Origin of the sequence: Segatella oris (assembly GCF_900637655.1) — a bacterium.
GTDB lineage: Bacteria > Bacteroidota > Bacteroidia > Bacteroidales > Bacteroidaceae > Prevotella > Prevotella oris.
On the sequence record NZ_LR134384.1, the window covers coordinates 443,592 to 458,866 of the forward strand.

9 protein-coding genes, 2 tRNA genes and 1 rRNA gene are annotated in these 15,275 nt (G+C 45.9%); 9 read left to right on the forward strand and 3 right to left on the reverse strand.

What is annotated here, in order from left to right; translation table 11 throughout:
• Positions 1–59: 59 nt before the first annotated feature.
• The 3 genes from EL210_RS01860 to EL210_RS01870 all read right to left on the reverse strand — a co-directional run bounded on the left by EL210_RS01860 (position 60) and on the right by EL210_RS01870 (position 2,178).
• Positions 60–133, reverse strand: a tRNA-Ala gene (locus tag EL210_RS01860).
• Positions 134–283: 150 nt separating this feature from the next.
• Positions 284–357, reverse strand: a tRNA-Ile gene (locus EL210_RS01865).
• Positions 358–646: 289 nt separating this feature from the next.
• Positions 647–2,178 (reverse strand): 16S ribosomal RNA (locus EL210_RS01870).
• A gap of 1,033 nt (positions 2,179–3,211) precedes the next feature.
• Between EL210_RS01870 and EL210_RS01880 the strand changes: the two genes are divergently transcribed.
• The 9 genes from EL210_RS01880 (at position 3,212) to EL210_RS01920 (ending at position 14,893) form a co-directional block, all read left to right on the forward strand.
• A complete protein-coding gene (locus tag EL210_RS01880; RefSeq protein ID WP_018919808.1) occupies positions 3,212–3,625 on the forward strand; it encodes an energy transducer TonB in 414 nt (137 codons plus the stop codon).
• A 4-nt stretch (positions 3,626–3,629) separates the two neighbouring features.
• Positions 3,630–5,216, forward strand: coding sequence for a hypothetical protein (locus EL210_RS01885; protein WP_026285902.1), 1,587 nt, complete (start codon positions 3,630–3,632; stop codon positions 5,214–5,216).
• A 971-nt stretch (positions 5,217–6,187) separates the two neighbouring features.
• Positions 6,188–6,673, forward strand: coding sequence for an MgtC/SapB family protein (locus EL210_RS01890; protein ID WP_025879552.1), 486 nt, complete (start codon positions 6,188–6,190; stop codon positions 6,671–6,673).
• A 3-nt stretch (positions 6,674–6,676) separates the two neighbouring features.
• Entirely contained in the window at positions 6,677–7,375 is a 699-nt protein-coding gene (locus EL210_RS01895) for a M15 family metallopeptidase (protein ID WP_018919805.1), read from the forward strand.
• A gap of 113 nt (positions 7,376–7,488) precedes the next feature.
• Positions 7,489–8,676 carry a THUMP-like domain-containing protein gene (locus tag EL210_RS01900; RefSeq protein WP_018919804.1) on the forward strand — a complete coding sequence of 396 codons (1,188 nt, stop codon included), beginning with the start codon at positions 7,489–7,491 and terminating at the stop codon, positions 8,674–8,676.
• Between the two features lie 61 nt (positions 8,677–8,737).
• The gene (locus EL210_RS01905) at positions 8,738–9,886 is read left to right on the forward strand and encodes a hypothetical protein (protein ID WP_018919803.1); all 1,149 of its coding nucleotides are present in this window, start codon (positions 8,738–8,740) and stop codon (positions 9,884–9,886) included.
• A gap of 43 nt (positions 9,887–9,929) precedes the next feature.
• Entirely contained in the window at positions 9,930–11,912 is a 1,983-nt protein-coding gene (locus tag EL210_RS01910; protein ID WP_018919802.1) for a DNA topoisomerase IV subunit B, read from the forward strand.
• A 49-nt stretch (positions 11,913–11,961) separates the two neighbouring features.
• Complete coding sequence (locus EL210_RS01915) at positions 11,962–13,578, forward strand: S41 family peptidase (RefSeq protein ID WP_025879553.1); 1,617 nt, start codon at positions 11,962–11,964, stop codon at positions 13,576–13,578.
• Between the two features lie 40 nt (positions 13,579–13,618).
• Positions 13,619–14,893, forward strand: coding sequence for a helix-turn-helix transcriptional regulator (locus EL210_RS01920; protein WP_004373447.1), 1,275 nt, complete (start codon positions 13,619–13,621; stop codon positions 14,891–14,893).
• Positions 14,894–15,275: the final 382 nt, after the last annotated feature.

Here is a 15,275-nt window from a genome sequence, read left to right on the forward strand (position 1 = left end):
CAAAGATCGTATGGAAACCTCAGAATGCACGCTTCAGCATGCACGGTGATGTCCATCTGTGGAGAATAACGGATTCGAACCGTTGACCCCCTGCTTGCAAAGCAGGTGCTCTAGCCAGCTGAGCTAATCCCCCAAGGTAGTAATTCATAATGATTAATGCATGATGCATAATTATGATTACCATTTGATTGGAGTGTTCATCATTCAAGGTTCCATTAATAAGCAAAACTCAAATTTTAGTTTGGATTATGCATTATTAATTATGAATTATGAATTAAAGAAGTAGTCCCAGGCAGACTTGAACTGCCGACCTCCACATTATCAGTGTGGCGCTCTGACCAACTGAGCTATAGGACTGTGGTCTGTTCATGATGCACAATGCATAATTATCATTTCCATGCTCATGCTCATGAATCCCGGTTGGCTGCTGTCCAAGACCTGGGCTTGGATAGCCCGGCTTCCTTTTTCTCTATATCAAAAAACAGGTGCGGCAGTACAAGAAGAACGGCAGAATTCCTTGCCTATCTCTCTTTTATTTATCCCTATTGTCATTACTATTGACTTGTCGACTTGTCAACTTGTAAACCCGTTAACTCGTCAACTTGTTTACTGTCAACTCGTCAACCAGCAGGAAATCCGTCTCCAGAAAGGAGGTGTTCCAGCCGCACCTTCCGGTACGGCTACCTTGTTACGACTTAGCCCCAATCACCGGTTTTGCCCTAGGCCGTTCCTTGCGGTCACAGACTTCAGGCACCCCCGGCTTTCATGGCTTGACGGGCGGTGTGTACAAGGCCCGGGAACGTATTCACCGCGCCATGGCTGATGCGCGATTACTAGCGAATCCAGCTTCGTGGGGTCGGGTTGCAGACCCCAGTCCGAACTGGGACCGGATTTAAGGATTAGATCGTGTTTGCACAAAATCAACTCTCTGTACCGGCCATTGTAACACGTGTGTAGCCCCGGACGTAAGGGCCGTGCTGATTTGACGTCATCCCCACCTTCCTCACACCTTGCGGTGGCAGTGTCTCCAGAGTGCCCAGCATCACCTGATGGCAACTGAAGAAAGGGGTTGCGCTCGTTATGGCACTTAAGCCGACACCTCACGGCACGAGCTGACGACAACCATGCAGCACCTTCACAGACGCCCCGAAGGGCCTCATCATCTCTGAATCGTTCGTCTGCAATTCAAGCCCGGGTAAGGTTCCTCGCGTATCATCGAATTAAACCACATGTTCCTCCGCTTGTGCGGGCCCCCGTCAATTCCTTTGAGTTTCACCGTTGCCGGCGTACTCCCCAGGTGGGATGCTTAATGCTTTCGCTTGGTCACCAGGCTGAAACAGCCTGACAACGGGCATCCATCGTTTACCGTGCGGACTACCAGGGTATCTAATCCTGTTCGATACCCGCACTTTCGAGCTTCAGCGTCAGTTGTGCTCCCGCAAGCTGCCTTCGCAATCGGAGTTCTTCGTCATATCTAAGCATTTCACCGCTACACGACGAATTCCGCCTGCGTTGTGCACACTCAAGTGGACCAGTTCGCGCTGCAGTGCAGACGTTGAGCACCTGCATTTCACAACACGCTTAATCCACGGCCTACGCTCCCTTTAAACCCAATAAATCCGGATAACGCCCGGACCTTCCGTATTACCGCGGCTGCTGGCACGGAATTAGCCGGTCCTTATTCATGCGGTACCTGCAATGAAGGACACGTCCCTCACTTTATCCCCGCATAAAAGCAGTTTACAACCCATAGGGCCGTCATCCTGCACGCTACTTGGCTGGTTCAGGCTCTCGCCCATTGACCAATATTCCTCACTGCTGCCTCCCGTAGGAGTTTGGACCGTGTCTCAGTTCCAATGTGGGGGACCTTCCTCTCAGAACCCCTACTGATCGTCGCCTTGGTGGGCCGTTACCCCGCCAACAAGCTAATCAGACGCATCCCCATCCCTGACCGATGAAATCTTTAATCGTCGTTGGATGCCCGCAGACGATGCCATGAGGTATTAGGCCGACTTTCGACGGGTTATCCCTCAGTCAGAGGCAGGTTGGATACGCGTTACTCACCCGTGCGCCGGTCGACGCCCGGGGAAGCAAGCTCCCCCGTCGTTTCCCCTCGACTTGCATGTGTTAAGCCTGTAGCCAGCGTTCATCCTGAGCCAGGATCAAACTCTCCATTGTAAAGTAAGTTTGAAAGGTAAAAAGCAAAAAGAAAAGACAGCAGAACTGTCTCGGCTTCAAACTCATACCCTAAATAATCTGTTCAGAACGAATCTCCCTGATTTAATAGTAAAAAAACAAATTGAAAGCAAGAAAGCAACGGACTAAGAAAGCAATCACTCACTGTCCCATTCCCCATCACTTCACTGCTCGAATTGATCGGTTCGTTTATTCTACCCAAGACACATATTGCTACATGTCTTGCTTCTTGTACTACTTCTCTGTTTATGTAAATCCTTTCAAAGAACGCTTCTTCTAAGTGGCAAAAGTCTGTCGCAAGACCCCTGCCTTGCTCCTGGAATGCATAATCAATGTTCAAGTGATTTCTTCCTGAAAGCGTTTGCAAAGGTAATACAAAAACACGCCACTTCCAAATGTTTTTAAAGAAAAGTTTGAAAATAACTGAAAATTTTCATAAATCATGACAGAAAGACAGGATTTACGAGGTCAGGAAACAGAACATACCGACAAAAGGCTGACCGCAGAGAGGCTGACCGCAAGCTTGAGGACGGCGACGCAACTGTAAAGAAAACTACACAGAGAACACATCGGCGTCGGCGGATCCCTTTCTTCTGTTTCTTTCCGTCGTTCTTGTTCTTGTTCTTTGTTCTTGTTCTTAGAGAAAGAAAAGCCACTGATTATCAGATAGTTGAAATGTTAATTAATCTAAACTTCAGGGCAAATGAAGAAAAGTGGAGCAGAAGTGGAGAGACTTCCAACAAGATTGAGCAAATAAGCCAGAGCCTTCCAATTGCATTTATGTAAAATATTATGCACAAAAAGCAAACAGAACCAGTCCTTTTTAAAAAGACTAAGAACTGTCGTATATAACAAAAGAGAAGAGAAAACAACGGAAACTTACAAGCAAAGAAAAGGAAATGCGACCCCTTGTGTAAACCTGTGTAACGATTTACTTGACTGCAAACGAAGAATTTACTACTTTTGCAACGTCATGACAAACAACGGAATTATAAACCCACAAACTTGAAACAAAATGAAAACCAGAATGACAACAAGAATGAAAGCCCTGATGTTCATGCTCGCATTGATATTCAGTTTCGCGACAACAGAGACACAGGCACAGAAGAAAACCAAGGTCTACGACATCGTAGAAGTGATGCCCCAGTATCCTGGTGGTATGCAGGAACTGATGCAATACCTTGCCAAGAACATCAAATATCCCCCAAAAGCCGAGAAAAAGGGCATCGAAGGAAAGGTCATGATTAACTTCATCGTTGAGAAAGACGGCAGCATCAGCAATGTAAAAGTCGTCAGACATATACACCCTTTGCTTGACAAAGAGGCCGAAAGAGTCATAAAAGCAATGCCCAAGTGGTCTCCGGGAAAGCAAGAAGGCAAGCCCGTAAGAGTGAAGTTCAACATACCTGTAGCTTTCAGACTCAAATAAAAGAATGAGGAAACTCCACCTTATTATATTAATAATCTCTCTCTTCGTTGCGGGATGTTCTACAAAGAGCACCCGCAACGCTTTCCTCATGCACGTTGACAGCCTGCAGCGCACCAACCCAGACTCGGCTTTCAACCTGCTATATGAAAACAACACGCTGTTTACCACCCCTGAAGACAAGGCCTATTACAGCCTGCTCTATTGCGAAACTTTCCTGAAAAAACCGCTTCTCTTCCAAACAAACCAAACCATTGACACGCTCATCAACTACTACAGACAGCAGGACGAAAGCACTCTACTCGCACGCGCGTTGCTCTGCAAGAGCATCAACCAACACAAGCATGGCTATTACAAAGAAGCCCTCACGAACGCCATTGCTGCAGAACAGCACACTGCCAACAGCGACAAATACCAACAATGCTTCACCAAACTGCAACTTGGGAGCATCAATCTTGCCAACGGCTGCTATCAGCGGGCATTGCAACAGTTTAAGGAAGCACGTCAATCTGCACGGGCATTCAAAAGAAATCAGCCACTGATTGCTCAATGCTATCTCTATGAAAGTCATGCGCACAAACGCTTGCGACACGCTGACAGCACCATGCTGTGCCTGAAACAAGCTTTACCCCTCATCGATAAAACCGACCATCACACCTATGCAGAAGCGATGACAAGCATCGGGGAGTGGTATCTCGACCATCAGGATGATGCGCATGCAGGTGCATATCTCACCCAAGCCTACCCTCTTGACGACTCTTACCACGCTGCAATGGCCATAGGAAATCTGTGGCAAAGAAAGGGAAAAACAGCCATGGCAGAAGACTACTGGTATCAAGCTGCCAACGCCAGCGACCACGAAACGCGCATGGCTGCCCTCGACTCTCTCCTGAAATTCAAGCCCGACAACACTTTTCTTTTGCAGGAATATCGCCGAGCCACAAAGGAAGCACCACATATCAACACCGATGAGATTGCCCAATTGCAGGCCGACTACGAGCATGCTACGCTGCAAAAGCGGGCCTACCAACGCATCAATGCCCTGCTCTTGGGCATCATCTGTCTTGCATTCCTTGCCATCACGGGACACCGCCACTATAAAAACAAACTGAAAACACTGCGTCACAGCCTCAACAATGTCAATGCCCAATACGTTCAATACCTCGAAGAATATCAGCAGGCTCGAAGCAAAATCAGCCTCTTGGAAAAGCGCATCGCCCACTATCAAGATGACAGAAAAGCGCCTGAAAAATGGAACATAGAAAATGAAATGCTCACCAGCGCTTGCGTTTTCAGTCTGCATCGCCTTGCTTCACGTGGACAAATGGCCCCCGAAAGCAACTGGCATGAACTGTCCCGGCTCATTGTCAACCACGACACTCCACTGATAAAGCTGCTCAACCATAGCGACCTCAACGCAAAAGAACGCCACATCTGCATGCTCATCCGTCTGCGGTTCATTCCCAGCGAACTATCTGCCTTGCTCGGAATCAGTCCGCAAAGCGTAACCAACATGCGGCAACGCCTCCTGCAAAAACTATTTCATGAGAAAGGCGGAGCCAAGGATTTCGATGAAAAGATAAGGGCAATATAGGTCTAAAGCCTGCCATGCAATTTTACCACTTCGAAAACCATAGTACGCAATTCAAGTTCTATTGCGTCGTAACTTGATGCAGAATACACCGCAATATGACGCATTTCACAGCTTCATTTGAGTCACTTTACCTTGTAATCTCCGTCAAATTACACGATAACTTGACGCAAATTGCAACATACATTGACGTCAAAAAGCACAGGAATTTCAATCAAGAGAGGTAATGGGTTGAAGTACAGTGCATTACAAAACATTTCTAAAGTCCTCGTATTTCGGGCCGAGAAGAATCTGTTTTTGAATTTACGGGTTATACAAGGACAATTATAAAATAATTGATGAAGATGCAGGGAGTGAAATAAGAGCATAAAAAATAGGGGAAGCCAATCATTGACTGACCTCCCCGAACTATACATATATATCTATGGTGGTAGCTATTATAGATGTGAATTCGTGTTGAGAAAACATGCAGCGGATCACTCCGCTGCAGTCTTTACATAATGTTGTAAGTGCCAATCCCTGGCTGAATAGTCTTCATATTGTCCAAATGTAATTCCCTATCACGTACTCCTTTCATAGAATATCCAAACAATCTTTGTCGTAAAAGACATTGCAAAGATATATAATCTCTCTTTTTTTACCAATAGAAATTATATATAAGGTGATAGATGAAACTTATAGATATGTTCAGAAGTGCCATAAATAAAGAGATTGGTAAAATCAGGACAAGAGAATTAATTTGCCGTTTCATGAGAAATAATGCCCGACTTCAGTATGTTGTTCACGACCTATTAAGGTGTAAGGAAACACCTTTTTCAGTCTTTTCCATTTGGTTTTTGATGTTTTCTTGACTTCAGGCGGTGATTAACTACATGCAGGATGCAGTTGCCTGTCCTTTATTTTCAATGGCAAAGAAGAAGGGATTTTCCTTTTTTTTGTGTAAGTTTGCAAGTATAAATCATTTTTCTGTGCGTATGATGACATTCGAGTTTATCCTTCGTATCTTCGTGGCAGCCGTCTTAGGCGGGCTTATCGGTCTCGAACGTGAATATAGAGAGAAGGCGGCAGGACTGCGTACTCACTTTCTTGTTGCATTGGGTTCGGCTCTTTTCATGATTATTTCTGCCTATGGTTTTGAGGGCGTATTGAAAGACCCCAATATGCGTCTTGACGTGTCGCGCATAGCAGCTCAGGTGGTTTCGGGTATCGGTTTCATCGGTGCCGGAACGATAATTTTCCAGAAAAATGCCGTGCGCGGGCTGACAACGGCAGCCGGAGTGTGGGTCACTGCGGCTATAGGTTTAGGCTGTGGTGCCGGACTTTATGTGCTCTCGGCAGTGGCTACGTTGCTTGTGTTGGTGGGAATGGAGGCATTTAATTATGTTCTTCGTCGGCTCGATCGTCATCATGAAAACGGTCAAGAAGATGTAAAATCGATGAAAGAAAACAGAGATGAGTGAAAGATGATGATGAAGAAGAGAATTCAATGCCTGCGGATTGGCAGTCTGTTGCTGTTGTTCGGTTGTGTGTTTTCAGTTTCTGCTGCCGACAAGGAGAGTGCCACGGCAAGACGATTGGCGCGTGAAGGCTATGTGAACATACAGAAGGAAGCCCCGTCAATTCATGTGAGTCTGATGTACAGTAGGGCCGATAACTTCTGCGGCGTGGTGCTCTATGACGACCTCAAGGAAGCGTTTCTGCATCCCGAAGCCATGGCTGCACTGAAGAAAGCACAGGCTTATTTGAAGCAACTGCGCCCCGACTTGAGTCTGAAAGTCTATGATGCGGCCCGCCCGATGCGTATTCAACAGAAGATGTGGGATAAGGTGAAACAGACGAATAAGGATATCTATGTGTCTAATCCTGCCCATGGTGGCGGCATGCACAACTATGGCATGGCTGTTGATATCACGCTCTGTACGCTGAAAGGTGACACGCTCGACATGGGAACTAAAATCGACTACATGGGCATGGCGGCCCATATTGACCATGAAGACCGGTTGGTAAGTGAGAAAAAGATAAGCCCAAAGGCACGTGAAAACCGTCAGTTGCTGCGCAAGGTGATGCATCACGGCGGTTTTATTCCACTCAGAACGGAGTGGTGGCACTTTAATAAATGCTCGCGTGCAACGGCAAAGAAGTATTATAAAGTAATCCCTTAAGCAGGTTGTCATTCATCAATCAGACGGTTTCATGAAAAGAAATTGCAGGGAAAAAGCAAGCGTTGAGCCTCTGTTTTGCCGTAGAGCATGAGACCATTAGAACTGATGTCGCTATGAATTCTGAATTGTTTATCCGTCAGCATCGCTTGGATGATGTGCGCACGTTGGCCTTCCAAGCCGATAAATACTCCGAGGTTGACATGCCGTTTGCCCTCGAACAGATACAGGGGTGGCAATTGGCACGGCGCAAACTGCCTGAATGGGCAGCAGAAGATGGTGTGCTGTTTCCACCTCATTTGTCAATGGAACAGTGTTCGAGTGAGCAGGCGGCACGTTATAAATGCAGTGTCGTGGAGCGGCTGTTGACGGCAGAAGAACGGCAGAAAGGCATGATGACAGATCTCACCGGAGGCTTCGGAGTTGACTTTTCATATATGGCACGCAGTTTCGGAAAGGCGGTATATGTGGAGCAACAAGAACGACTCTGTGAGATTGCACGCCACAATTTCCACTGCTTCGGACTGCAGCAGGCCGAGGTGGTGCATGGAGATGGGGGCGATTTTCTGCATAGTTTACAAGACAAGCAGGCGTTGATTTATCTTGATCCTGCCCGTCGTGATGCGCATGGAGGCAAGACTTACGCCATTGAAGACTGTTCTCCTGACGTGACTGCGCTTAGTGATGAACTTGTTGAACGTGCCCGCTTGGTGATGATAAAGCTTTCTCCGATGCTTGATTGGCACGCTGCCGTGGTGCGAATGAAACATGTCTGTGAGGTGCATATCGTCAGTGTCGGTGGTGAATGCAAGGAGCTTTTGCTCGTCATGCAGCAGGGAGAAGCAGGAGAAAAGCGCCTTTTCTGTGTGAATGATGATGATGCCTTTGTCTGCAGGATAGGTGAGGAGCCCCGTCAATGGCCTTTGGTTGAGGATTTAAGGTCTGTGCGTTGGCTTTATGAACCGAATGCTTCGTTGATGAAAGGAGGATGTTTCGGCAGCCTTGCTGAACGCTTCAAACTGCAGGGAGTGGGGCAGAATTCTCATTTATTCGTGTCTGAGAAGCGTGTGGAAGACTTCCCGGGACGCGGTTTCTGTATAGAAGATATCATGTCGATGAACAGGAAGGAACTGAAAACAAAACTTGCAGGACTGGCGAAAGCCAATATAGCGGTGAGGAATTTTCCGTTGAGTGCGGTCGAATTACGCAAGAAATTGCATCTCAAGGATGGTGGTGACACCTATCTTTTTGCAACCACTGTGGGCACTGTTCATACCTTAATAATATGCAAAAAACAAATGTAAATTTGGCTTTTTGGCTGAAATTGGCTATTTTTGCATATTTAGAAGATAAATTAAGAGATACATGTCATCACTTGAGATAAGGAAGGTTGAGAACCGAAGAGACTTAAAAACCTTCATCGAATTCCATTATGAGCTTTACCAAGGGAATGAATATGATGCACCGACACTGTATAGTGACGATGCAAAGGTGCTGAACCCGAAGAAGAATGCTGCCTTTGAATTCTGCGAAGCAGAACTCTATTTGGCCTATAAGGAAGGCAAGGTAGTTGGTCGTGTGGCTGCTATCATCAATCATAAAGCCAATGAAAAGTGGAACACAAAGGCCGTAAGGTTTGGTTGGATAGACTTTATTGATGACTTGGAAGTGAGCCGTGCACTGCTCGATGCCGTTGGGAAATATGGCAAGGAGCATGGCATGGACAACATTATCGGGCCACTTGGCTTCACCGATATGGACCCGGAAGGCATGCTTACCGAGGGTTTTGATCAGCTTGGAACCATGGCAACCATCTATAACTACCCTTATTATCCCCGCCATATGGAGCAACTTGGGGGTTGGGAAAAGGATAATGACTATGTGGAATACAAGCTCATTGTGCCTGAAAAGATGCCCGAGAAGTATCAGAAAGTGGCAAAAATGATTGAGACACGTTATGATCTTCATGTGCGTGCGCTGAAAAGAAAGGAGGTTTATAAAGGGGGATATGGTCATAAGATTTTTGAAATCATCAATGAAACCTTTAAGAATCTCTATGGATATTCAGAGCTGACAGACAAGCAGATCAAGCAATATGTAGACATGTATCTGCCTTTTGTTGATCTCAACTGGGTGCCGATAGTGGAAGACTGGAGTGTAACGCCCCATAAATTAGTGGGAGTCGGCATCACAATTCCTTCGTTGACGCGTGCATTACAAAAGCTTCATAAGGGCAGGTTGCTGCCTTTTGGCTGGTGGAATGTACTTCGTGTGTTGAAGTTTCATAAGACAAAGGTTGTCGATTTGTTATTGATTGGCGTTCTGCCTGAGTATCGTGTGAAAGGCGCCAACGCCTTGTTGTTCTCTCATTTGATACCTATTTATCAGAAATATGGCATTGAATGGGGGGAAACTCATGTTGAAATGGAAACTAACGGAAAGGTACAGTCGCAGTGGCAGTACCTTGAAACCGTGCAACATAAACGTCGACGCTGTTACAAGAAACTGATTTAAACATTCAGAGAAACCCCTTTAGATATCCTTAGAAAAGACAAATATGCCAGAGAACGAAACGATAAATGAAATTAAGAACGGGCAACAGGAACAGCCTGTTGCCTATACTGATGATAATATCCGACACCTCTCGGATATGGAACACGTGCGAACGCGCCCGGGTATGTATATCGGTCGTCTCGGAGATGGCAATCTCCCGGAGGATGGTATCTATGTACTTTTGAAAGAAGTAATTGATAATTCAATTGATGAATTCAAGATGAAAGCCGGCGACCGCATTGAAATCGAAGTGGAAGACAACCTCAGGGTGAGTGTCCGTGACTATGGACGAGGTATTCCGCAGGGTAAATTGGTTGAGGCAGTCAGCATGCTTAACACCGGTGGAAAATATGACTCAAAGGCTTTCAAGAAGAGTGTCGGACTGAATGGTGTAGGTATCAAGGCCGTCAATGCTTTGAGTTCGCACTTTGAGGTGAAGTCATTCCGTGATGGGAAAGTGCGTGAGCTGACATTCGAAAAGGGTGTGAAAAAGAGTGACAAAACCCTTGATACGAACGATGAAAACGGTACATATATCTATTTCGAACCCGACAATACGCTCTTCAAGGACTATAGTTTTCACAATGATATTGTCGAGACTATGTTGCGTAACTACACCTATCTGAACAGCGGATTGACCATTATGTATAATGGACGTCGCATCAAAAGCCGCAATGGTCTGGCCGATTTGCTGAATGACAATATGACGAACGACGGTCTGTATCCTATTGTTCATATCATCGGAGAAGACATAGAAATTGCCTTCACACATACCAACCAATACGGTGAAGAGTATCATAGTTTCGTCAATGGACAGCACACTACGCAGGGGGGAACACATCAGAGTGCGTTCAAAGAGCATATTGCAAAGACGATAAAGGAGTTCTTCAACAAGAACTATGAGTATACCGATGTGCGCAATGGACTTGTTGCAGCCATTGCATTGAATGTTGAGGAACCTGTGTTTGAAAGCCAGACGAAGATCAAACTCGGCTCAACCCAGATGGCTCCTGATGGTGAAAGCATCAATAAATATGTGGGCGATTTCATTAAATTGAATGTCGACAACTATCTCCATATCCACCCCGATGTGGCAGAAGTGATAGAGAACAAGATCAAAGAAAGCGAGCGGGAACGCAAGGCAATGGCTGGAGTGACTAAGCTTGCACGCGAGAGAGCGAAGAAAGCGAACCTGCATAACAGGAAGCTTCGTGACTGTAGAATCCACTTCTGTGATGCCAAAAACGACCGTAAGGAAGAGAGTTCTATTTTCATTACCGAGGGAGATTCGGCCAGTGGAAGCATCACCAAGAGTCGTGATGTGAATACTCAGGCGGTCTTTTCTCTGCGTGGGAAACCACTCAACTCATTCGGATTGACGAAGAAAGTGGTGTATGAGAATGAAGAATTCAACTTGCTTCAAGCTGCACTTGATATTGAAGAAGGACTTGATACACTGCGGTATAATAAGGTGATTGTGGCTACTGATGCCGATGTTGACGGCATGCATATCCGCTTGTTGATAATAACTTTCTTCCTTCAGTTCTTTCCTGAACTCATCAAGAAAGGGCATGTTTACGTGCTTCAAACCCCACTTTTCCGCGTCAGAAACAAGCGCACGAAGGTCAAGAACAAGCAGGTAGTTGCTGAAGCAGACACCCGATTGGACAAGAAAGAGAAGAAAAGTGACTTCATCACGCGTTATTGTTACACCGAAGAAGAACGTATCAACGCCATAAAAGACCTCGGGCCGGAGCCTGAAATCACACGATTTAAGGGGTTGGGAGAAATCAGTCCCGATGAATTTGTACACTTCATAGGCCCTGACATGCGTCTCGAACAGGTGACGCTCCATAAGAACGACCAGGTAGGGAAGCTGTTGGAGTATTACATGGGTAAGAATACAATGGAGCGACAGAACTTCATTATTGATAATCTTGTTATCGAAGAAGATCTCCCCGAGGCTGATACCGACCCATTAGATTAATGCCCTTAAGCGGTGAAAAACCGCTGGGGCCAATGAAAAGAACTATATAATGAGAAAAGAACGCTATACAAAAGTCCGCACTCATGCACTCCATCAGGGAATGGCATGGGCCATTTTGTTTTTTATCCTGCTGTTACCTCAATCGTCAATGGCACAGCGAATAAATCTCGGAAGCGGCTCTCCGATGCGTAAACTGCAGATTGCAGAAATGGCCATCACTAATCTCTATGTTGACAGTGTCGATGAAAAGAAACTCGTTGAAGACGGTATTCGTGGCATGATAGAGAAGCTCGATCCCCACTCTTCCTATTCAACAGCAAAGGAAACCAAGCAGATGAATGAGCCTTTGCAGGGTTCGTTTGAGGGTATCGGCGTACAGTTCAATATGGTGCAAGACACGTTGTTGGTTATTCAACCGATAGTAAACGGCCCATCAGAACGTGTCGGTATTCTTGCCGGTGACCGCATTGTGAGTGTCAACGACACGGCGATTGCAGGCGTGAAGATGTCGAAAGAGGATATCATGAAGCGGCTTCGGGGCGTCAAGGGCTCAAAGGTGAAGCTTGGAATTGTGCGTCGTGGCATTGCCGGTACACTCAAATTCACCGTCATCCGGGATAAAATTCCAGTGAAAACTCTTGATGCAGCCTATATGATTCGGCCGCAGGTGGGTTATATCCGCATAGGAAGTTTCGGACTTACTACGTATAATGAATTCATGGATGCCGTTGAAGGACTGAAAGTCTTGGGCATGAAAGACCTCATTCTCGACCTCCAGGAGAACGGCGGAGGCTATCTTATGGCTGCTGTCCAGATTGCCAATGAATTTCTTCATCACGATGATTTGATTGTCTATACACAAGGACGCAGGGTGCCTCGGCAGGACTATCGCGCTGACGGAAAGGGCAAGTTGGTTGATGGGAAGGTGCTCGTACTCATCAATGAATACACAGCTTCAGCTGCTGAAATCGTCACGGGGGCCATCCAGGATCAAGACCGTGGCGAGGTCGTCGGCCGCAGATCTTTCGGTAAAGGCCTTGTACAGCGTCCGATAGACTTTGCTGACGGCAGTATGATCCGCCTCACGATAGCCCATTACTACACGCCTTCGGGCCGTTGCATACAGAAACCTTATAAGAAAGGTGAAGCGCTTGACTATGCCATGGACATTGAAAAACGCTTCAAACATGGTGAACTTTATAGTGCTGACAGCATTCATTTTGCCGACTCCCTGAAGTATAAGACCTTGCGAAAGCAGCGCATTGTCTATGGTGGAGGGGGCATTATGCCCGATTACTTCGTGCCTCTCGACACCACACTGTACACGCAGTTTCATCGCCAGTTGGCTGCCCGAAGCTATATCATCAATGCAAATTTGAAATATATAGATAACAACCGAAAGCAGCTGAAAAAGCAGTTTGCTACCTTTGGTGACTTCAATGCCCGCTATGAAGTGCCTCAATCGTTTGTCGATGACGTGCTCCAGATGGCAGCAAAAGACAAGATAAAGCCCAAGGACGACAAAGAATTGCAGGCCACCCTGCCCCAGTTGCGCCGCCAACTCAAGGCGCTTGTGGCTCGCGACTTGTGGGATATGAGCGAGTATTTCCAGATTATCAACGAGACCAATCCTATTGTGGAGAAGGCTGTGGAGCTGATGAAATGACAAGCAAACGAAACAATCTAACTCTCTATCACTATAAACAATGACTTTTAATTACAAGATTTTACACATGTTGGTGGTTGCAGCAATGTCGGCTGCAATGCTCTTTTCCTGTCATTCGGGACAGCAGGATGCACGCCAGATGGCTGAAGCTATCGAAGATACTGCATCAAGCAAGGAAGCTTACTTCCGTACGATGACGAAGATTGCCTATGCCAAATATCTGAAAGGTGAAACGCAATCGAGCCTTGAATATGCCTATATCGCCCTCGGACGTTCTATCGAAGAAAGGTTTCAGAACTATGAAGCTACCCTCGCATTCCTTATTGGAATCAATAAAGCCAACATAGGGGAATACGATGATGCTGTGCCTTATTTCCGTCGTGCTATCAGCATTTTCAATGCTATGCCGACACCCCAAAACCAATGGAACGGCCTCTATCAGAAGGTCTATACCCTGCTCAATACCGAATTGGTGATGCAGAATGCGGGGAAATATGATGAGGCTTTGCGCATCTTGCCCGACCTTAACCGCTCTTTTCGCCTCTTGGCGGAGTGCCCGGATACGGCATCTATGAAGGCCGGAGCCAACAGTACGTTTGGTTTTATGCCCCGCTCGGCTTTCAAATTAGCAAAGTCAAGTGAGACGACAATTCTTGAATTGCAACAGCAACAACAGGAAACTGAACTCAGAACCATGCGTATAGCCCTCATCATGGGTGGCGTTATCGTCCTGTTACTCATCTTTATCGTGTTCCGTATCGTGCGTTATAACCGTATTATCACACGTAAGAATGCATCGGCGGTGGATACTATCAACCGACTCCTACAATACCGTAAGGCGTTGATGGAAGAGCGCAGTCAGCATGAGCAAAGTAAAGAAACTGAGGATGAGACAAAAGATTCTGAAACAGAAGAAAGTACTGTTGAGGATACAACCAAACAGGAAGTGGATGTTGATCATGAACTTTTCGACCGTATTGCAAATATCATCATGGCTCGTAAGTTGTTCCTCCAACCGAAGCTGACACGTGAGGATATCATCAATGAAGTGTATGTTCCGCATAATAAGTTCGCCCAACTTTTCACCCGGTATGCCGGTATGAGCTTCACGAAATTCATCAACGACCTACGCTTGGAATATGCCGCACAGTTGCTTCGAGACCGTCCCGACTATACGATTGAGGCCATTGGAGAAGAATGTGGCATGCCGATTGCGCAGACTTTCTATCGTAATTTCTCTGATAAATTTGGTGTTACACCTTCTGATTTCCGTACTTTATCACAGAAAAAAGACAGAGAAAATCAGGTGAAATAAATAAAAAAGGGGCTAAAAATCAAGGAAAATACGCCGAAAATGAATATTTGTGAGAACATGTGAACTTTTGTGATACCCTCTTTCTGCTGTAATTTCTACTTTTGTATCGAAGGTTTAAGTTTTAGACTATTAAGTACTCAACTTTGTAAATTACAGCAACCCGTGAGGGCAAAAGTTATTTCATTTTTCGCATTCAAAAATTATTTGTTTAGAGAGTTATAATGAATCAGGTTCCATCATGGCAACATTTTGGGTATAACCAAAAACTTCTGAAAGAGTTACATGATGGACAACATAAAAGATATGCGGCCTGTAGAAGGTCGCATATCTTTTGCTTTTACAGCTTAGTAGTCATCAATAGTGACCACATTACTTGGGTTAT